This window comes from Noviherbaspirillum sp. (assembly GCF_035654295.1).
Lineage (GTDB): Bacteria > Pseudomonadota > Gammaproteobacteria > Burkholderiales > Burkholderiaceae_D > Noviherbaspirillum.
Map to the genome: position 1 here is coordinate 1 of NZ_DASRXF010000189.1, position 18,443 is coordinate 18,443.

Below are 18,443 nucleotides of genomic sequence, written 5' to 3' on the forward strand. Positions count from 1 at the left end.
GAAGTGATACACTTCGCTCCCTCGCGGCTGTAGCTCAGCTGGATAGAGTACTTGGCTACGAACCAAGGGGTCGTGGGTTCGATTCCTGCCAGCCGCGCCATACATGAAGGGCCACGTTTTCGGACGTGGCCCTTTTTCATTCCTGTTGCGCCAGGCGCCCCAGCCGCTGCGCAAAGAACGCAAGAATCTCGTCGCGCGCGGCGACTGTGGGCTGCCCGGCCTCGTCGATCAGGTGGGCGGTGACGACGCTGTGCGGCGATCCCACTACCTTGGCGAAGAAGGGCGGCGTCTCGCGGTTGGCGGCGCTATCGGGAAGCTCGCGCGCGACGAAGCGCTCGCCCAGTGCCTCGGCATAGGCGGCAAAGCGCTGTGCGGTGCAGAAGCGGTCGCCCTTGAAGCGGTAGGCCAGCACCGTCAGGTCTTCCCGGTCGAGACGCTGCTTCACGGCGACCAGTTCGCCGGGCGCCATTTCGATGCCGCCCGGGTCGTTGAGCGGGAGGGTGGGCTGGGACAGCACCGGCGCCAGCATGGCCGGCTCCAGCATCATCGTGAGCGCGAAATTGCCGGTGAAGCACATGCCGATGGCGCCGACGCCAGGGCCGCCGCACTCCTGGTGCGCCAGCCGCGCCAATGCGCGCAGCCATGCCGTGACCGGACTCGATTCATTGGCGGCGAAGGCGCGGAACTCGGCGCTCACGCATGCCCGCTTGAAGACGGCGACGCCTTCTTCGGCATCGGGAACGGCGCCGTCGCGACCGAACAGCGACGGCATGTAGACGGTGAAGCCGGCGTCCCGCACCCAGCGGCTGAAGCGGGCGACATGCGGGCTGATCCCCGGCATTTCAGTCATTACGATCACCCCCGGGCCGCTGCCGGTCACGTAGACTTTTTTCGTCACGCCGTCGAGCGTAATCTGGCGCGCATCGAAATCGTCGAGGGGGTCGTCCTCGTTCATGTTCCGTTTCGTCATCGACCGGTCTCCTTTCAATGGTGGGACAGGACGCTCGCTAATGGCCCTGTGCCGCCAGTGTGGACGGAGGACGGGAAACGGTGAACTGCCTGTTTCGACATTTTTCATGCCAAAACAGACAAGCAGGTCAGAACTTGACGAGCTCCACCCGGCGGTTCTTGGCCCGGCCTGCTTCGGTGCGGTTGTCCGCCACCGGCGCGGTATCTCCCTTGCCGCTGAACTTGAGGCGTGCCGGCTCGATGCCTTTGCTGCCGAGGTACTTCACCACGCTTTCGGCGCGGCGCAGCGAGAGGTCGGCGTTGGACTTCTTGTCGCCGACATTGTCGGTATGTCCTTCGACCGACAGCTTGAGCTGCCTGTCGTTCTTCATCAGCGCCACCACTTCGGCGAGCAAGGCTTCCGATTCCGGCTTGATGCTGGCCTTGGCGGTGTCGAACACGATGCCGTTGAGCGCGACGAAGCCGTTGGCCTTGATCGCCGCGGCCATGTCGCCGGCGGAGAATTCGACCTTCTGCACCATGTTCGCGACATCCACGATATGGAGCTGGTAGCGGTAGCCGCCGTTGTCCACGCTGATCTGCACCCAGCGTTCGCCGCCGGCACGCGGCACGCGGAACACGGCCACTTCGCCGTGGCGCTTGACGAGGCTGCCGCCTGCCTTCTTGAAAGCGTTCTCGTAGTTCCTGATCAGCTCAACGGTGCTCGGCTGGCGCACGCCATCCTTCAGGATGTAATCGACGAACCAGTACTTGCCTTCCTTGGTTTCGCCGTCGTCCGGGTCGGCCTTGATGGCGAACTGGAATTCATTGAAGTCGTTGTGCTTGCTGTTATCGATGTAGAAGCCGGGGAAACGGGAAATTTCCGGATGCTCTTCCGTGTCTTCGAGGTCGGCCGGGTCCTTGGCGGCGAAGGCGGCGGTGGTGAAGGCCGCAGTGGTAAAGGCGAAAAGGGCCAGTGCGAGCAGGCGCGTGAAAGCGTGTTTCAAGATGTCTCCCTGTTGTAACTATTGGTCAGGGGATTATCCGATATTTGGAGGGGATTGGTGCAGTGGCGGCGCTCGCGCAACGCGTATTTCCCACGATTATGGGAGACGGGTGCGGGCTTAAGCTGGCTCAATCCCGGCGGCGCACTCCACCGTGATGGGGTGCGCTTCATTCACGCGCGCTTGCGGCTTCAACGCCTCCAGCCGCCACGCCATCCGCCGAACCGGTGGTGCCGGAAGCCAGGATGGCCATGCCAGCGGTGTCCTCCGCGCCCGCTCCAGAACTGCAGGCGGAAGCTGAGACGCACCGGCGGATAGACGTAGACCGGGGGATGGTACGCCGGCGCATTGGCGTACGGGTAATCGTATGCGCTATGCAGGGGATAGACGCCGTGCGGCCGTTCATACGGCGCGACGACGGCGCAGCCAGACAATGTCGCAACGAGCGCAAGCGGAACGAACAGGCGAATCATGGGGGCCTCGCCTCCAGGCATCACATGGCTTGGACGCGTTTGTTGCGCGGGCGTTCGCAGTGCCTGCCGGATCAGCGCGCCGCACCGTCCCTGCCGCTCAGCGAGTGTCCGCCGTTGAACAGCGCCGGCGGCCACCAGCCGATGCCGGCCGTGATGCGCGCGTCGTGCTGCAGGCGCGCCTGCGATGGCGGATAGCTCTTGTTGTTGTAGGAAAAGCCCGCGACTTCGAGCACGCCGCCGTTCAGCGCGCCGCACTCCTTGTCCAGCGCATACGTCGTTTCCACCGTGCCTGTATGGTTGACGCTGCGGCTGGCCTGGCGCGCGGCGGACAAGGGCATGGCCGCTCCCTGCCGCGTCACGACGCGCGTTTGCGCCATCGCGTTTTCCATGTCTTCCGGCATCCGGACGCGCAGGTAAGCCACCTTCTCATTGACGAATCCCACCGGGATGACCGGCGGCAGCGGCACCACGTAGGACGTCGACAAGGTGGCGACCTTGTCCGGGCATTTGAACTCCATCGAGACCGGCAGGTCGTTGTGCGGTTTCAATACCGCCTGCGCATTCTCCGCAGGTGTTTCCCTTTCGGAAAAAAGAACCGACTCTTTCGTGCCGGACGTCGTCATCGCGACGCATCCCGACAGTAAAAACGACAAGGCTGGAACAATAATGGCGCGCATGATTGCACCTCCTGGGAGAACTGGCGACGAAGACCATGCCGGCGATGGCTGCGGCGAGAGACGACGTGCAGAAGTCGTGCCAGAACGGGCGGCGAATTTCGGAGAGGAAACGGAAGGGCGGCCGCCTGCATGGGGCGCGACGCCGGCATACAATGATCCGGCCGGTCCACACGACTTCCAGGAGCGCTCCATGAGAAAACTCGCCATTCTTGCCACGCTGGTCGCTGCCCCCGTCCTTGCCCATCACGGGTGGAGCGAATATGACGACAGCCGTCCCCTGAAACTGGAGGGCACGATCGAAGATTCCGGTTATGTCCATCCGCATGGTTTCGTGCGGCTCAAGACGGCGGACAAGAGCTGGACCGTCGTGCTCGCGCCGCCGACCCGCATGCAGAACCGCGGCCTGGAAAAGGACATGCTCGCGCCGGGCAAGCGTGCCGCGGTGATGGGTTACCCCAACCGCAACAATCCTGAAGAATTGCGCGCCGAGCGCATCACTGTCGGCGAGAAGACGACGGAGCTGCGCTGATGGAGGGTGGCGCCGGCTTCCTCGGCTGGCTTGAGATGACATCCTTGTCGCAGGCGATGCGGTTCAACCTGTGGCTCTACCCGATCGTGGAGATCGTGCATATCGTCGGCTTCGTGACGCTGGTCGGGGCGGTCGCGATGTTCGACCTGCGCGTGCTCGGCTTTGCGAAGGTGTTGCCGGTGCAGGCGCTCGGGCGCCATCTGCTGCGCTGGTCGCTTGCCGGGCTGGTGCTGGTGGTGCCGGCAGGGCTGATGATGTTTTCCGCGCATCCGCACGAATTCCTCGACAACCGCGTGTTCCAGATCAAGCTGATCCTGATCGCCGCGGCGGGCCTCAATGCGCTCTTGTTCCATGCCGGCGTCTACCGCTCCGTCGCGGGGTGGAACAGCGACGCTTCCGCCCCCGCGCTGGCGCAGGCCCAGGCGCTCGCGTCGCTGGCGATCTGGATCGCGGTGATTTCGTGCGGACGCCTGCTGGCCTATACCTGAGGCATCAGTTCGCGATCAGCGACAGGACCTGGTAAGCCGCGAAGGCGGCCAGCAGTACAGCCGATGCGCGGCGTATCCAGCGCAGATGTACCGGCTGCAGCCGCTCGCGCAAGCGGCCGACCATGCCTACCAGCACAAACCACCATGCTGCCGAACCGAGGAAGACGCCCGCCACCATCCAACCGGGGGATGCGCTGGTCATGCCCCCGGCCAGCGATGAAAACACCGCGATGAAGGACAGGATGGTGGCGGGATTGGACATCGTCAGCAGGAAGGTGCCGCCGAACGCGTGCCAGCCCTTGATGCCCCCCTTGGCCGATGCAGCCTGCTGCGGCTCCGCTCCGTGCCAGGCACTCCACGCGAGCCAGAGCAGGAACAGCGCGCCGCCCAGCGCCAGCGGTGCGCGCGCACCCGTCAGCAGCGTGATCACCGCGGTGACGCCGAAGGCGCCGATCGCGCCGTACATGGCATCGGCGACTGCCGCCCCGAGGCCGGTCGCGAGCCCGACGCGGGGGCCATGGTCGAGCGTGCGCTGGATGCATAACAGGCCGATCGGCCCGACAGGCGCGGCGATCGACAGGCCGATCAGCGCCGACTTGAGGAAGAGGGGTATGAGCGAGATGTCCATGCCGGGGAGTCTATCCAGCGGCGGGTTCGCGAGGAATGTGCTTTTTCAGGCAAAATTTCCCTCTCGCCTGAAAAATAAAGGAGATCCGGCAATGAGCACAGTGGATGAAAAATCCTGGCGCATCCTCGCGGCCCTGCAGGAAGATGCGCGCGCCTCGCTGAAAACGCTGGCCGAAACCGCCGGCCTGTCGGTGCCGGCCACCGCCGAACGCATCAAGAAGATGGAAGAGGCAGGCATCATCCGCGGCTACCATGCGGAAGTCGCCCCGGAGGCGCTGGGCTACATCATCAAGGCCGTGGTTGGCATCACCACCCAGCATCCGTACAAGCACAAGTTCATCGAGGTGCTGAGGACCAAGCCGCAGGTGCTGGAATGCCTGCACGTGACGGGCGCCGATTCCTGCCTGTTCACCGTGGTGGCGAAGGACATGGCCGACCTCGAGCAATTCCTGGGCAGCATCAACCAGTATGGAGAGACACGGACATCGATCGTGATGTCGGCGCAGATTCCGCGGCGCGGGGTGCAGCGCTTCTAGGCTGGATGCACCGGAATGGGTATTGCCGCACCGACTTTGTGCGTATGCAACAAAAAAGGGCAAAAAGCCGGGATTTTGGGGAGTGCGGCCGTATTTTTCACCAAAACTTGCGCTGTCTTGGTGCAAGAGTTGTGGGAAAATGGCCTTCCCCCAAATTTCTGACAGTCTGGAGCCCTTCATGAAATACGCCTCGGTCGACAATTTCCTGCAACACGTCATGGACCGCAACCCCGGCCAGCCGGAATTCCTGCAAGCCGTGACCGAGGTGATGGAGAGCCTGTGGCCGTACATCGAAAAGCATTCGAAGTATGCCGAGCAAGGTTTGCTTGACCGCCTGGTCGAGCCCGAGCGCGTGGTGATGTTCCGCGTATCCTGGGTCGACGACCACGGCCAGGTGCAGGTCAACCGCGGCTACCGCATCCAGCACAGCATGGCCATCGGCCCCTACAAGGGCGGCATCCGTTTCCATCCGTCGGTGAACCTGTCCGTGCTGAAGTTCCTGGCGTTCGAGCAGACCTTCAAGAATGCGCTGACCACGCTGCCCATGGGCGGCGGCAAGGGCGGTTCGGATTTCGACCCCAAAGGCAAGAGCCCGGGCGAAGTGATGCGCTTCTGCCAGGCCTTCGTGAGCGAACTGTTCCGTCACGTGGGCGCGGATACCGACGTGCCGGCGGGTGACATCGGCGTCGGCGGCCGTGAAGTCGGCTACATGGCAGGCATGATGAAAAAGCTCAGCAACCGCGCCGACTGCGTGTTTACCGGCAAGGGCCTGAGCTTCGGCGGTTCGCTGATCCGCCCCGAGGCGACCGGTTACGGCACCGTCTATTTCGCAGACGAGATGCTCAAGACCCGCGGCCGCTCCTTCGAGGGACTGCGCGTGAGCGTGTCGGGCTCCGGCAACGTGGCGCAGTACGCGGTCGACAAGGCGATGGCGCTCGGCGCCAAGGTCGTCACCGTGTCCGATTCCAGCGGCACCGTCATTGACGAAGAAGGCTTTACGGCGGAAAAGCTCGCCATCCTGATGGAGGTGAAGAACCACCTCTACGGCCGTGTCAGCGATTACGCCAAGCGCACCGGCACCCGATTCGAGGCAGGCATGCGCCCGTGGAGCGTGCCGGTCGACGTGGCGCTGCCCTGCGCGACGCAGAACGAACTGGATGCGAAGGATGCCGCTACCCTGATCTCGAATGGCGTGCTGTGCGTGGCCGAGGGCGCGAACATGCCGTCCACCATCGAAGCGGCAAAGGCATTCGAAGCGGCCGGCGTGCTGTACGCGCCGGGCAAGGCAAGCAACGCCGGCGGCGTGGCGACCTCCGGCCTGGAAATGAGCCAGAACGCCGCCCGCATGTCGTGGCCGGCCGAGGAAGTGGATGCCCGCCTGCTGCAGATCATGAAGGGCATCCACGCTGCCTGCCTGCAGTACGGCAAGCGCGAGGATGGCCGGTTGAGCTATATCGACGGCGCGAACATCGCCGGCTTCGTCAAGGTGGCCGACGCCATGCTGGCGCAAGGCGTGATCTGAGTATCGACGGAAGCGGGGGCAGGGCGGCTTTCCGGTTTTTAACGACCTGAAGCGGGACTCTAATTAAGTCGTTCTCGCCGCCAACCCGCTTCGATTATTCTTACGTGAATTCAACCGCGCAGCGCCACAAGGCTGCCCTTTACCAATAGGAGCAACGGATGTCGTCCCTTTCCATCAATTCGAATCTCGGAGACCTGCTCGACAACGAGGCGAGCAAGACCGTCCTCGAAAAGCATCTTCCCGGCATTTCGACCCATCCGCAGATTGCAATGGGCCGCGGCTTTCCGCTGAAGATGGTGGCCAATTTCTCCGGCGGCCTCATCACGAATGAAGCCCTCGAAAAGGTCGAAGCCGACCTCAAGGCTCTGGGCTGATCCGCCAGCCGCTTGATGCAAGGCCGGAACGCTGATCGTTCCGGCCGCAAGCATTCCCCCTCCAGCAGCCCCCTCCCGCAATACGCCGCCATTCAACGCGCGGTCAAGCGCTCCGACAGCCGTCCCAACAGTTTCGCTCCGTCACCCCGCCATGCGCTGCCGTGCATGCAGGCCAGCGTTTCCGGTTGCACTTCCGCCAGGCGCTTCAAGTGATGTGCCGTGTCAGGACTATGCGCGTAGTAGTCCATCTGCAAGCGGAAGACTTCGCTCGATTCCAGAATGTCGCCCTCCGTCAGCGGCGGATTCGCATGCCCCGGCTGCGTGAACAGGTCGCCGCATAGCAGCGTGCGCGTGGTTTCCTCGAAGGCCATCGAACATTCCCAGCCGTGCGGCAGGTGCGGGGTGGCGAACCAGCGGATGCGGTGGCGGCCAAGGTCGAGCACTTCGCCATCGGCCATCGCCCGGGCCGGGCGCAGCGCGATGTCGTCGACCGACACCATCTTGGCGACCTGGCCGCACAGCGGCACGGCATCCGGCGCCAGTTCAAGGAAATCGTTGAGCGTGCCGCACTCGTCGGCCTCGACATGCGAGAAGCCGATGTAGGCCAGTTTCGATACCGGCATGACGCGCCCGATCGCGTTGCGCACCTGGCTGAAGATCTTGCGCGGGCCGGTGTGATAGAGCAGGGGCTTTTCGTCCACCACCAGGTACTGGTTGAACGAAAAGCCGCCCGGCATCATCTCCGGCGGCACGGGGGTGGAAATCCGGTAGATGCCATCCGCGATTTCATCGACGGTGGTCTCGGGGAATTGCGGGCTGTCCATGATCATTTCCTTCCTTTCTGTTCAGGCAAACGGGACATGAGGAGTTGCAGGGCGTGGCCTGCGGCATCGGCGACCCTGCCGGGGTCGTTCAGCATCCGGTCCAGCCGCTGCCATGCGGGATAGTCGAGGATCACCATGGCCAGGGCGAACGTGTCCTCGTCCACCGGGTGGCCGGCGGCGGCGTCCAGTACCGTCCGCACCAGGATTTCCCTGCGCTGGCGGCTTTGCTCGGCGAGCTGCGCGAGCGCCGGCAGCGAGGGCGCATCGCGCGCCGACCAGCGCGTCCACGGATGGAAGTAGCGGTACTGTTCGTGCAGCGCTTCGACCAGGCGCGCCAGCTTCTCTTTCCTGCTGCGCGCCCCGATGATCGCCTCCACATCGATGTGCGGCGCCTCCCGCGCCACCATGCCGGAGCAGTGCGGCAGCAGCGACTCGCGCGATGGGAAGTGCTTGTACACCGTCGCGACGGAGACACCGGCTGCTTCGGCGATGTCCGCATGCGTTGTGGCAAGTGCTCCCTTTTGGGCATGCAGGGAGACCGTGGCTTCGATGATGCGATGAATGGTCTCGGCCTCGGTTTGTTTCCGCAAGGTGCTGTCGTAGGCTCTCGGACTCACGGTTTTCCAGTGGTGGTAGAACGGATGTGTATTGAATATAGTTCGACTCTACTGAAATACAAGCGATATTTCGAGAGGGTGTGCAGGGGGCTCCGGAACGGCTGGAATGTGTGGAAAAAGCAAGTCGGGGAAAGCGTGGCAGGAGAGGGCCTGCCGTCAGGTGGCGATTGCCGCCACCCGGTGCATGGCGGGCACCGGATGAGGAATGAAGGCGTGCGGCGGCCTGATTGCAGGCCGCCGCGGTTTCTCAGTGCAGCGTGGTGTCAGGCGTATGTGCCCCGTGCCGTCCGCGGGGAGTGGCCTTGGTAACGGCCCCCTTTCCCTTGCCGGCTTTGGGTGCGGGCTTGGCGGCGCTCTTTGTCGTTGCCTTGCTTGCCGCTGTCTTGCCGGCTGCCGCCTTGTTGGCAGTCTTCACGCTCGCCTTGCTGACCCCCTGCGAGCCGCTCTTGGTGCCGCTGGCCTTCTTGCCTTCCATGGAACGGGCGGGCGTGTTGGCCGCAGCTTTCATGCCGGCACTGCCGGCCTTCGAGCTCTGCCGTTCGAAGCGCGCGAGCGTTTCCTCGAAAATCTTCTCCTTCGAGATCACCTCTTTCAGGCCCGCCGGTGCGCCGGAGGCAGACTTGTTCTGCTGCCGTTCGACCAGTTCGTGATACCTGTCGCGCGCCTTGCGGGTCCGCTCTACCCGCTGCAGCAGCCCCTTGTCGCTCAGGGTGCCGATCTGTGGCGGGAAGCTGTCATTGATGAGCCTGAACTCGGTCTCGGAAAGCAGTCGCTTGGCTGTAGTTCGAGGAATAGGCATCTCCATCTCCTTGTGAAAAGATGTGAGTGAGATAGGCCTCATTCTTGAAAGTTTCAAAGTTTGAATGCCTTGTTTGCAATCCGGCGCCGCAGTCGATAGAAATTGCGGGCACGACGCCGTGCTTCCGTTATCCCGGAACGGCTACCAGCGCAACTCGCCCCTGCCCAACTCGATCACGCGTCCGCCCACCGTGATGCGGCCATCCTTCACCCGCAGCGTCAGCAGGTTGGGGCGCTTCATGACGGTTCCCTGCCGGATTCGCGCATCGAGCGGCTCGCCGCCCTGCGTCGCCAGCCACCAGCCGCCGAGGTTGGCGCAAGCCGATCCCGTGCCCGGATCCTCGCCCAGGCTTGCGGGGCCGGTCATCCAGAAATAGCGCGACTCGAATCCCTCCGCCGTGCGCGCGAACACGTAGGTCTTCCCCTGTCCGGCACGGTTGACGCTGTATTTCGCCACCAGCGCCGGGTCCGGCCGGCACGCGTGGACATGCTCGACGCCTGCCAGCGGGATCATCGGTTGCTCATTACCGCAATCGACCCATAGCGCCGGCCCGGCGATGGCGTCTTCGGGCAGATTGAGCATGGCGGCCAGCTCGGCGGGCGACGCCTCCATCGGCCGCCAGGTGGGGGTGTTCGCATCGAGCGACCAGTACCCGCCCTCGGAGCGCACCGGAATCAGGCCGGCCTTCATCTCCAGCTCGAACACATCGCCTGTACGGAACAGCTCACGCACCACCTGTGCCGAGCCGAGCGTGGGATGGCCGGCAAACGCCATTTCATAGGTCGGCGTGAAGATGCGCACGCGGGCGGCGGCGCGAGAGGAGGGCAGAAGGAAAGTCGTTTCCGACAGGTTGAACTGGCGCGCGACGAGCTGCATTTCTTCGTCGGACAGGGCAGTGCCGTCTTCGATCACGGCAAGCGGATTGCCGCCGAAGGTGGATTCGGCGAAAACGTTAAGCAGGCGATATCGGATGATGGGCATGTGCGTTCGTGACTTGGCGGCTGCGGAGATGCCAATTAAATCACGCCCCGCCATGCCCTGCTGCCATAAAACAAAAGGCCCGGTTGCGTGCACCGGGCCTTTTGCATGTATCTGGTTGCGGGGACAGGATTTGAACCTGTGACCTTCGGGTTATGAGCCCGACGAGCTGCCAGACTGCTCCACCCCGCGTCTGAGGGAGCGAAGTCTACTCTTGCCGGTGCCGCAATGCAAGCAAAACAAGCACGAATCGAAAACCATCCAGATGGATGGGAACTGGATGGAGACAGGATGGTCTGATTATCAGGAGGCAAAACATGACACGCGAACCAGTCACGCAAGAGCACCGGGTCAAAGTTGGCGACACGGAAAAAATCACGATCAACCTCGGTCCTGTCGACCTTGGCCAGATCGATCTGCTGGTGCAGGAAGGCTTCTATTCGAACCGCACCGACCTGATCCGCACCGCGATACGCAACCAGTTGCAGTTGCATGGCGACGTCATCCGCCAGACCGTGGCGCGCAAGAGCCTCGTGCTCGGCCTGCAGCATTACTCCCGCGCCGATCTGGAGGCGGTGCGCGAAGCCGGGCAGACCTTGCGCATACACGTGCTCGGCCTGGCGAGCATCGGGACGGATGTCACGCCCGAACTCGCGCTTGCAACGATCGATTCGATCACCGTGCTGGGTGCCCTGCATGCCTCGCCTGCCGTCAAGGCCGCACTGGCCGGACGGATCCATTAACCGTTTCGAAAGATTTCCATGAACATTCATGAAGGCTTCCTCGCGCAAATGCGCGAAGCCACCCAACTGCTGCAAACCGAAGGCCCGATGGCAGCCACCGCCGCGATACAGCGTGCGCTGCACGGCGCGTCGGCGGCGACGGAGGCCGCGCCGCCGGCAATGCGCGACATCAATCCACCGCCTGCCGGTACGCAACCCGCGGCAGACCTCCTCGCACGCTTCCGCGGCTACACGTCCGGCAAGCGGCCGTCGCCCTCCATGCATCAACCCGTGGAAGACGTCGTCGCACGCGATATGCGGGAGGCGCGCACGGACGTGCCGGACAAGGGGAAGTTCATCGCCGGTTCCTGCACCAGCGCCGCCGGCACGCGGGCCTACAAGCTGTACATCCCGAGTGCCTACAAGGATGAACCGCTGCCGCTGGTACTCATGCTGCACGGCTGCACGCAGAATCCCGATGACTTCGCCGCCGGCACCGGCATGAACGCCGCCGCCGAAGAAAACAACTGCTTCGTCGTCTACCCGGAACAGACCAAGAACGCCAACGGATCGCAATGCTGGAACTGGTTCCAGCCCGGCGACCAGCAGCGTGACCAGGGCGAGCCGTCCATCCTTGCCGCCATCACCCGCGACATCGCAAGCAATTACAAGGTGGACACCAGCCGCATCTACGTTGCCGGACTGTCCGCGGGAGGTGCCATGGCGGTCGTACTCGCCGCTACCTATCCGGACCGGTTTGCCGCTGTCGGCATCCACTCCGGCCTGCCCTACGGCATCGCGCGCGACGTTCCCAGCGCCTTCGCTGCCATGAAGCGCCGCAAGTCCAGGGGCGGGGAAGCCATGCAGGCCAGGAAACCGGCACCGCTCGAGAAAAGGGTGCCCGCCATCGTCTTCCACGGCGACCGGGACACCACGGTATCGCCGGTCAATGGCGAGCAAGCGCTGGCGCAATGCATTCCTGCTGAAGGCGGCAGGGAAGAAGTGGAACGGGGGGCTGTCCCCGGCGGGCGGACCTACACAAGAACCATCATGCGGGACGAACAGGGAAATCCCGTCGCAGAGAAATGGATCGTGCACGGCGCCGGGCACGCATGGTCAGGCGGCAGCCGGCAGGGTTCATACACGGATCCGAAGGGGCCCGATGCCTCTCGCGAAATGCTGCGCTTCTTCCTGACACACCGGAAGGGCGTGTAAGGCAGGCCACGGGGATGCAGGCGGCCTGCTCAGGCCTGCTTGTTTTCCCGCGCGTCGATATCCGCCAGCGACTCGCGCCCGCGTTCGGTGACGTCGAATCCCTCGCCCACCGTCCGCGGGGCGATCAATCCCTTCCTGCTCAGAAAGGTCGCCACATCCGCCTCGATGCTCCCGGGGGCGGAATAGGCGACCGCGCGCAGGCCGTCGATGCAGCGCTGCACGAACAGGACCTGCTGGCCCTTCTCGGTGAGGACATACAAGCCGCCCCTGGAGGTGACATACTTCAGCCCCACGAGACGCTTGGCATTGCGCGCCACGCACGCGCTCTCGCGCTCGCCCTTTCGCAAGCGGCGAATTTGCGCGAGCGCCTCGATCTCATCCTTCGTCAAGTTGTCGTCCATCGATTTTCCTAACCCAGGGATTTCAGAGAGATGCCCTGCTCGGGCGTCCCTTCCAGATAGTCGTGGCCTGCATTCGTGAGCCGCCAGAAGCCGCCTTCCGCCTCGGTGACCCATGCCTTGTCGGCAAGCAGGTGCAGGTGGTGGCGAACGACTGCCTGGTCCGTGTTCAACCGGTTGGCAATGCCGGTGACGTTGAGTTGCGGTTCCGGCGCTTCGAGAAGCTTTCCAAGAATCGCTTCCATCAGCATTTGATCTCGCTTCATGGTGTCGGGAGTGGAAAAAAGTGCCATCTTAGCCTGCCCTGCGGCATCCGCAAATGAACAATAAAATATCCGTCTGCTCAAAAAGACAAACCTTGAGCAGATCATTCCAATCCTGCAACTTATCCTATGCGCACCCTCATCAAGACCATTCTCGTTTCCGTCGCGCTGAGCTGCGGCGCCGTCGCCGCTCATGCCCAGACGTGGCCGGCCAGTCCCGTCAAGCTGATCATCCCGTTCCCGCCTGGCGGCGGCACCGACATCCTGTCGCGCATCGTCGCCAACAAGCTCGCCGAAACCAACAAGTGGAACATCGTCGCCGACAATCGCGGCGGCGCGGGCGGCACCATCGGCGTTGCCGAAGCAGCCAAGGCGGCGCCCAACGGCTATACCCTGGTCATGGGCCAGAAGGACAACATGGCGGTTGCGCCGTGGCTGTACAAGAGCCTTGCCTACGATCCGCTCAAGGACTTCACGCCTGTCGCGCATGTCGCGTACACGCCGGTCGTCATCGTCACCGCCGCCAACTCGAAGTTCAAGACGCTGGCCGATGTGGTGAATGCCGCCCGCAGCGCGCCCGGCACGATCACCTACGGCTCGCCCGGCAACGGCACGACGATCCATCTCGCCGGTGAAGAACTGAACGTCGCCGCCAAGATAAAACTGGTGCACGTGCCCTACAAGGGATCGAGCCCGGCGATGGTCGATGCAATCAGCGGAACGCTGGACCTCGCGCTGTCTTCCGTGCCATCCGCGCTGGGCCAGATCAAGGCAGGCAAGCTGCGCGCGCTGGCCGTGACCTCGGCTCGGCGCAGCACCTCGCTGCCGGATGTGCCCACCGTGGCGGAATCGGGCTACAAGGGCTTCGACGTCAGCACCTGGTACGGCCTCTTCGTGCCCGCGGGAACGCCGAAAGACATCGTGGCGCGGCTTAACGGCGAGGTGAACAAGTTGCTGGAAATGCCGGAAATGAAGAACGCGATTCACGCGCAAGGCGCGGAACCGCAGGCAATGACGCCGGAAAAGTTTTCCTCGCTGCTCAAGGCGGATCACCAGAGCATGAAGGAGATCGTGAAAGAGGCGGGGGTGAAGATCGAATAAGGTGGCCTTGGCGCTAGCCGTCCGTGGTCTCGGCTTCCGGCCGCTTGGCGAATCTTTTTCCGGTATCAAGAAGGTTGCCGGAATATTCAACAGTAGTAAAAAGCGGGTTACGACGCCATGTCGTAACCCGCTTTTTGTTTTGGGGAACCAGAACGTATAGCCCTGCAGTCCGTCACTTCCCCCAACTATCCTTCAAAGTCACCACCCGGTTGAACACCGGCATGGTCGCCGAGTGGTCAACGCGGTCGGCGACGAAGTATCCATGCCGCTCGAACTGGAATTTCTCATCCGGCATCGCGTGGCGCATGCCTTGTTCCAGGTAGGCGGTGATCACTTCCTTCGCATTCGGGTTCAATGCCTGCTTGAAGTCCTTGCCGCCGGCATCCGGATTCGGGTCGGTGAACAGGCGGTCGTACAGGCGCACTTCGGCTTTCAGCGAGTGCGGTACGCTGACCCAGTGAATGGTGCCCTTGACCTTGTAGTTGTTGGCGCCTTCGGTGCCGCTCTTGGAGTCGGGGAAGTAGTTGCAATGCACGGCGATCACGTTGCCGTTTTCATCCTTGTCGCAGCCGGTGCATTCGACCACGTAGCCGTAGCGCAGCCGCACCTTGTTGCCGGGGAAGAGGCGGAAGTAGCCCTTGGACGGCACTTCCATGAAGTCGTCGGCTTCGATCCAGAGTTCCTTCGTGATCGGGAAGCTGCGGTGGCCGCGTTCCGGGTGATGCGGGTGGACCGGGGCGGTACAGTCGTCAGCGAGGTTTTCCGGGAAGTTGTCGATGATGAGCTTGAGCGGCTTGAGCACTGCGATGGCGCGCGGGGCCTTGGGGTCGAGGTCGTCGCGCAGCGCGCCTTCGAGCGTGCTCATGTCGATCCAGCTGTCGGATTTGGCGACACCGGCGCGCTCGCAGAAGAGCTGGATGGATTCCGGCGTGTAGCCGCGGCGGCGGATGCCGACGATCGTGGGCATGCGCGGGTCGTCCCAGCCGTCGACGATTTTTTCTTCCACCAGTTGCAGCAGTTTTCTCTTGCTGGTGATGGCGTAGGTGAGGTTCAGGCGCGCGAATTCGGTTTGTTCCGGCAGCGGGCGCTTGAAGAAGCCGCCTTCGGCCAGGCGTTCCAGCAGCCAGTTGTAGAAGGGGCGGTGATCCTGGAACTCGAGCGTGCAGAAAGAGTGCGAGACGTATTCGATCGCGTCCTCGATCGGGTGCGCGTAGTCGTACATCGGGTAGATGCACCACTTGTCGCCGGTGCGGTGGTGGTGTGCGTGGCGGATGCGGTAGATGGCCGGATCGCGCATGTTCATGTTGGGCGAGGCCATGTCGATCTTCGCGCGCAGGATGTGCTGGCCATCCTTGAATTCGCCCAGCTTCATCCGGCGGAACAGGTCGAGCGATTCGGCGGCCGGGCGCTCACGGTAGGGCGAGTTCTTGCCCGGCTCGGAAAAGCTGCCGCGGTTCTTCGCCATTTCTTCGGCGCTCTGGCTGTCGACATAGGCGTGGCCGGCGGTGATCAGGTACTCGGCCATCATGTACATCTGGTCGAAGTAGTCGCTGGCGAAGTAGAGGTGTTCGCCGGCGCTGTCTTTCCAGTCGAAGCCGAGCCATTTGACGGCGTCGAGGATGCTGTCGACGTATTCCTGTTCTTCCTTGGTCGGGTTGGTGTCGTCGAAGCGCATCGTGCAGCGGCCGCCGAAGTCGCGTGCCATGCCGAAATTCAGGCAGATCGATTTGGCATGGCCGATGTGCAGGTAACCGTTCGGTTCCGGCGGGAAACGGGTGACGACGCTGGGCAGCGGGTTGCCGTTGGGGTCGGTGCGCTTGGCATACTTGCCGGACGCGAGATCGGCCTCGATCAGGCCGCGCAGGAAGTTGGAGGCCGGCGCATTCTCGCTTGCAGCTGCGTTCTTGGAATCGTTGCTCATGAAAATCGGGAGTGTTCGTAAAGAAGGTTTAACCGGACATTTTACCGTAGAGGAGACGGGCGTCGGGATCACGGCTTGCGCAACGCCGCCTCCCACACGGTTTTGGGCTTCTCGTAGCGGTCGATCGTGACTTCCTGCAGGGACAGCCATGTCCAGGCTTCGAAGAGGCGCGCCATGTCGTCTTGGTCGAAGAACCGCTTGGCCCTGCCTTCCACGTCGTAATAGTGGCGGGCGATCTCCCGGTACCCGGCCGCGCCGTAATGCACATCCTTCGTCGAATTCATTCTGCACACGAGCACGCCGCCGCCGGCCAGGCAGCGGCGGATCTCGCGCACGATGCCGGTCGTCACATCCCACGTGAAGTAATGCAGGCAAAGACTTGCGATGACGACATCGAAGCGGCCGCCCGGAAAGGGCAGGCCTTCGCGCAGATCGAGGCAGGCGAACCGTGCAGACGGCACTGCGTTCCTGCACTCCAGGAGTGCATCACGCGACAGGTCGGCCGCCGTGACATCGGCATATCCCTGCCCGGCCAGCCAGCGTGTATCGCGTCCGCTCCCGCATCCCAGTTCAAGGATGGCGGGCGAGGCGGATTGGCCGTCGATGAGCGCTTTCCACTTGTCCAGCCAGGCTGCGTCGCGCATGGTGTCTTCCGTAAGTATCGATACGGGAAAGATACCACCGGCGTCATTTGCCAATGCTCAAGGATCGAGAACTTCGATTTGACACCGTATAAATATCGTGTCTGTCGGCGGGACGCGCTTGATTTTTGTCTACGACTTCGCACGCCGAGCCGATTTAATACCGAAGTGGACGGTTACCGAGGCAGCCAATTCGATAACGTCAAGTGGCATGCGGCCAATGGGGCGCCAATGCCAACCCGCTCTGAGAAAAATAAGCGAAGGAGCATTGAATGACGATAAGACGCGACGACCTTGTGGCCGCGGCGGCTGCCGGTCTCCTGCAATACCGGCAGGTCGATCCGCTGCTGGTGTTCCTTCTGCAGCGCGATATCAGCGCCAAGCGACAGGCCATGCTGGCGCAGACCGGTAGCAAGCGCTTCCAGGGACTTTACGGCGTGCTGTCGTTCCTGGCAGCGGCGCTGGCCGTGGTGACCGCCATCATGTTCAGCGTCCTGTTCTCCAGCAGGACCGTGGATGCGATGGACGGCGCGGCCTATGCGCTGTTTGCGCTGCTTTACCTCGGCGCCGGCCTGGCGGTTGCAGCCTGGCTGCGCAAGCGCGGCTACTGCGGGCGCATCCGACTGCTGCTTGCCGTGGTGCTGGCCTCGGCGCCGCTGGCAGTGGTAGCGCTACAACAAGTCGCTTCCTGAGCAGTCACTAGCCCCTGAGGCCGGCCGCTGGCCGCCGCATGTTGTTCCCCGGCCTAAAGCGCCGGGCGCTACCGGGACTCGGGTAGAATATTTCTCCGGTGAAATCCCAACCTCCCCGACGGTGCGAAAACGACATGCGACTCCCGATTACCTTACTGGCATGCGCCGGCCTGCTCGCTCAGGCCTCCCTGGCGAAGGAGCCTGAGAAACTGCCCGGCAGCCGTGTTCTCCAGACACCGGTGAAGGCCGAAGCCCAGCAGAAGCCGGCCGGGCGCGACCTGACGGAAGCGGAGGTGGCGGCCATGGTCAAGGCGCGGCTGGAAGCCATGCGCAAGGCGCGGGCGGCGCGCGCGGCGGCCGAAGCCAAGGCGGCCGAAGCCACTCCCAAGGGCAAGCGCTCCGAACACTGGAGCTATGATGGTGACACCGGCCCGGCAAAGTGGGGCAAGATCAATCCGGCGTGGGCGAAGTGCGATTCCGGCAGCCGCCAGTCGCCGATCGATATCCGCGACGGCATCCGTGTCGATCTCGAACCGATTGCCTTTGCGTACGGCCCGTCCGGTTTTCACATCGTCAACAACGGCCATACCGTCCAAGTGAATGTCGTGCCGGGCAACCGCTTCATGCTGACCGGCCGCAGCTACGAACTCCAGCAATTCCATTTCCACCGCCCCTCCGAGGAAAGGATCGAGGGCCGCAGTTTCGACATGGTTGCACACCTCGTGCACAAGGATGAGGAAGGCCGCCTGGCGGTGGTCGCCGTGCTGATCCAGGAGGGCGAACAGCATCCCGGCATCCAGGCGGTCTGGAATAACCTGCCGCTGGAGAAGTATCAGCCGCTGGCCCCGGTCATCCAGTTCGATCCGGCGGTGATGCTGCCGCAGCGGCGCGAGTACTACACCTTCATGGGCTCGCTGACGACGCCGCCGTGCGAGGAGGGTGTGCTGTGGATCGTGATGAAGGAGCCGATCCAGGCATCGCGCCACCAGCTCGACATCTTTGCCCGGCTGTATCCGATGAATGCCCGTCCGGTCCAGGCGCATGCGGGACGGCTGATCAAGGAATCGAACTAGGTGCTCGGCCGCTGCTTGCCG

23 protein-coding genes and 2 tRNA genes are annotated in these 18,443 nt (G+C 63.2%); 11 read left to right on the top strand and 14 right to left on the bottom strand.

The features are described from left to right. Positions 1-23: 23 nt before the first annotated feature. Positions 24-100: transfer RNA gene (locus VFF99_RS17790), tRNA-Arg, on the top strand. Between the two features lie 36 nt (positions 101-136). On the opposite strand, the gene VFF99_RS17795 is transcribed toward VFF99_RS17790, so the two are convergent. The 4 genes from VFF99_RS17795 to VFF99_RS17810 all read right to left on the bottom strand — a co-directional run bounded on the left by VFF99_RS17795 (position 137) and on the right by VFF99_RS17810 (position 3,102). Beyond that, positions 137-970, bottom strand: coding sequence for a dienelactone hydrolase family protein (locus VFF99_RS17795; protein ID WP_325020263.1), 834 nt, complete (start codon positions 968-970; stop codon positions 137-139). 127 nt (positions 971-1,097) lie between these two features. Further along, positions 1,098-1,955 (bottom strand): OmpA family protein, encoded by an 858-nt coding sequence (locus tag VFF99_RS17800; RefSeq protein ID WP_325020264.1) that lies wholly within the window; start codon positions 1,953-1,955, stop codon positions 1,098-1,100. A 188-nt stretch (positions 1,956-2,143) separates the two neighbouring features. Beyond that, on the bottom strand, positions 2,144-2,425 hold the full coding sequence (locus VFF99_RS17805) for a hypothetical protein (protein ID WP_325020265.1): 282 nt from the start codon (positions 2,423-2,425) through the stop codon (positions 2,144-2,146). A 71-nt stretch (positions 2,426-2,496) separates the two neighbouring features. Then, entirely contained in the window at positions 2,497-3,102 is a 606-nt protein-coding gene (locus VFF99_RS17810; protein ID WP_325020266.1) for a hypothetical protein, read from the bottom strand. A 190-nt stretch (positions 3,103-3,292) separates the two neighbouring features. Here VFF99_RS17810 and VFF99_RS17815 point away from each other — a divergent pair, with 190 nt between their 5' ends. Then, positions 3,293-3,631 (top strand): DUF6152 family protein, encoded by a 339-nt coding sequence (locus tag VFF99_RS17815; protein WP_325020267.1) that lies wholly within the window; start codon positions 3,293-3,295, stop codon positions 3,629-3,631. Further along, positions 3,631-4,119 (top strand): hypothetical protein, encoded by a 489-nt coding sequence (locus VFF99_RS17820; RefSeq protein WP_325020268.1) that lies wholly within the window; start codon positions 3,631-3,633, stop codon positions 4,117-4,119. The genes VFF99_RS17815 and VFF99_RS17820 overlap by 1 nt, the downstream gene beginning before the upstream one ends. Positions 4,120-4,123: 4 nt before the next feature. Here the strand turns inward: VFF99_RS17820 and VFF99_RS17825 are convergent, their stop codons facing one another. Then, positions 4,124-4,747 (bottom strand): LysE family translocator, encoded by a 624-nt coding sequence (locus VFF99_RS17825; RefSeq protein ID WP_325020269.1) that lies wholly within the window; start codon positions 4,745-4,747, stop codon positions 4,124-4,126. 91 nt (positions 4,748-4,838) lie between these two features. On the opposite strand from VFF99_RS17825, the gene VFF99_RS17830 reads away from it, so the two are divergent. From VFF99_RS17830 to VFF99_RS17840, 3 genes are all read left to right on the top strand, one after another. Next, positions 4,839-5,282, top strand: a complete 444-nt coding sequence (locus VFF99_RS17830) for an Lrp/AsnC family transcriptional regulator (RefSeq protein ID WP_325020270.1) — start codon at positions 4,839-4,841, stop codon at positions 5,280-5,282. Between the two features lie 178 nt (positions 5,283-5,460). Further along, a complete protein-coding gene (gene gdhA / locus VFF99_RS17835; protein ID WP_325020271.1) occupies positions 5,461-6,804 on the top strand; it encodes an NADP-specific glutamate dehydrogenase in 1,344 nt (447 codons plus the stop codon). A 158-nt stretch (positions 6,805-6,962) separates the two neighbouring features. Beyond that, complete coding sequence (locus VFF99_RS17840; RefSeq protein WP_325020272.1) at positions 6,963-7,178, top strand: hypothetical protein; 216 nt, start codon at positions 6,963-6,965, stop codon at positions 7,176-7,178. 92 nt (positions 7,179-7,270) lie between these two features. Here VFF99_RS17840 and VFF99_RS17845 read toward each other — a convergent pair whose 3' ends face one another. From VFF99_RS17845 to VFF99_RS17865, 5 genes are all read right to left on the bottom strand, one after another. Next, positions 7,271-8,002, bottom strand: coding sequence for an MBL fold metallo-hydrolase (locus tag VFF99_RS17845; protein ID WP_414691555.1), 732 nt, complete (start codon positions 8,000-8,002; stop codon positions 7,271-7,273). Positions 8,003-8,004: 2 nt separating this feature from the next. Continuing rightward, positions 8,005-8,619: a helix-turn-helix domain-containing protein gene (locus VFF99_RS17850; protein ID WP_325020274.1), complete on the bottom strand. Its 615-nt coding sequence runs from the start codon at positions 8,617-8,619 to the stop codon at positions 8,005-8,007. A gap of 247 nt (positions 8,620-8,866) precedes the next feature. Continuing rightward, the gene (locus tag VFF99_RS17855) at positions 8,867-9,418 is read right to left on the bottom strand and encodes a hypothetical protein (protein ID WP_325020275.1); all 552 of its coding nucleotides are present in this window, start codon (positions 9,416-9,418) and stop codon (positions 8,867-8,869) included. A gap of 141 nt (positions 9,419-9,559) precedes the next feature. After that, the gene (locus VFF99_RS17860) at positions 9,560-10,399 is read right to left on the bottom strand and encodes a PhzF family phenazine biosynthesis protein (protein WP_325020276.1); all 840 of its coding nucleotides are present in this window, start codon (positions 10,397-10,399) and stop codon (positions 9,560-9,562) included. Between the two features lie 112 nt (positions 10,400-10,511). Beyond that, positions 10,512-10,588, bottom strand: a tRNA-Met gene (locus tag VFF99_RS17865). A gap of 125 nt (positions 10,589-10,713) precedes the next feature. On the opposite strand from VFF99_RS17865, the gene VFF99_RS17870 reads away from it, so the two are divergent. Beyond that, positions 10,714-11,139 carry a CopG family transcriptional regulator gene (locus VFF99_RS17870; protein ID WP_325020277.1) on the top strand — a complete coding sequence of 142 codons (426 nt, stop codon included), beginning with the start codon at positions 10,714-10,716 and terminating at the stop codon, positions 11,137-11,139. Between the two features lie 18 nt (positions 11,140-11,157). Beyond that, a complete protein-coding gene (locus tag VFF99_RS17875) occupies positions 11,158-12,333 on the top strand; it encodes a PHB depolymerase family esterase (RefSeq protein ID WP_325020278.1) in 1,176 nt (391 codons plus the stop codon). A gap of 29 nt (positions 12,334-12,362) precedes the next feature. Here VFF99_RS17875 and VFF99_RS17880 read toward each other — a convergent pair whose 3' ends face one another. Together VFF99_RS17880 and VFF99_RS17885 are read right to left on the bottom strand one after the other, a co-directional pair. Further along, the gene (locus tag VFF99_RS17880; RefSeq protein WP_325020279.1) at positions 12,363-12,734 is read right to left on the bottom strand and encodes a hypothetical protein; all 372 of its coding nucleotides are present in this window, start codon (positions 12,732-12,734) and stop codon (positions 12,363-12,365) included. Positions 12,735-12,742: 8 nt separating this feature from the next. Further along, complete coding sequence (locus tag VFF99_RS17885; protein WP_325020280.1) at positions 12,743-12,997, bottom strand: hypothetical protein; 255 nt, start codon at positions 12,995-12,997, stop codon at positions 12,743-12,745. Positions 12,998-13,123: 126 nt separating this feature from the next. Here VFF99_RS17885 and VFF99_RS17890 point away from each other — a divergent pair, with 126 nt between their 5' ends. Continuing rightward, entirely contained in the window at positions 13,124-14,095 is a 972-nt protein-coding gene (locus VFF99_RS17890; RefSeq protein ID WP_325020281.1) for a tripartite tricarboxylate transporter substrate binding protein, read from the top strand. Between the two features lie 172 nt (positions 14,096-14,267). On the opposite strand, the gene VFF99_RS17895 is transcribed toward VFF99_RS17890, so the two are convergent. Both VFF99_RS17895 and VFF99_RS17900 read right to left on the bottom strand, forming a co-directional pair. Beyond that, a complete protein-coding gene (locus VFF99_RS17895; RefSeq protein WP_325020282.1) occupies positions 14,268-16,016 on the bottom strand; it encodes a glutamine--tRNA ligase/YqeY domain fusion protein in 1,749 nt (582 codons plus the stop codon). A 68-nt stretch (positions 16,017-16,084) separates the two neighbouring features. Further along, entirely contained in the window at positions 16,085-16,660 is a 576-nt protein-coding gene (locus tag VFF99_RS17900; RefSeq protein ID WP_325020283.1) for a class I SAM-dependent methyltransferase, read from the bottom strand. Between the two features lie 269 nt (positions 16,661-16,929). On the opposite strand from VFF99_RS17900, the gene VFF99_RS17905 reads away from it, so the two are divergent. Next, positions 16,930-17,349 (top strand): hypothetical protein, encoded by a 420-nt coding sequence (locus VFF99_RS17905; RefSeq protein ID WP_325020284.1) that lies wholly within the window; start codon positions 16,930-16,932, stop codon positions 17,347-17,349. Between the two features lie 134 nt (positions 17,350-17,483). Then, complete coding sequence (locus tag VFF99_RS17910) at positions 17,484-18,422, top strand: carbonic anhydrase (protein WP_325020285.1); 939 nt, start codon at positions 17,484-17,486, stop codon at positions 18,420-18,422. The last annotated feature ends 21 nt before the right edge of the window (positions 18,423-18,443 follow it).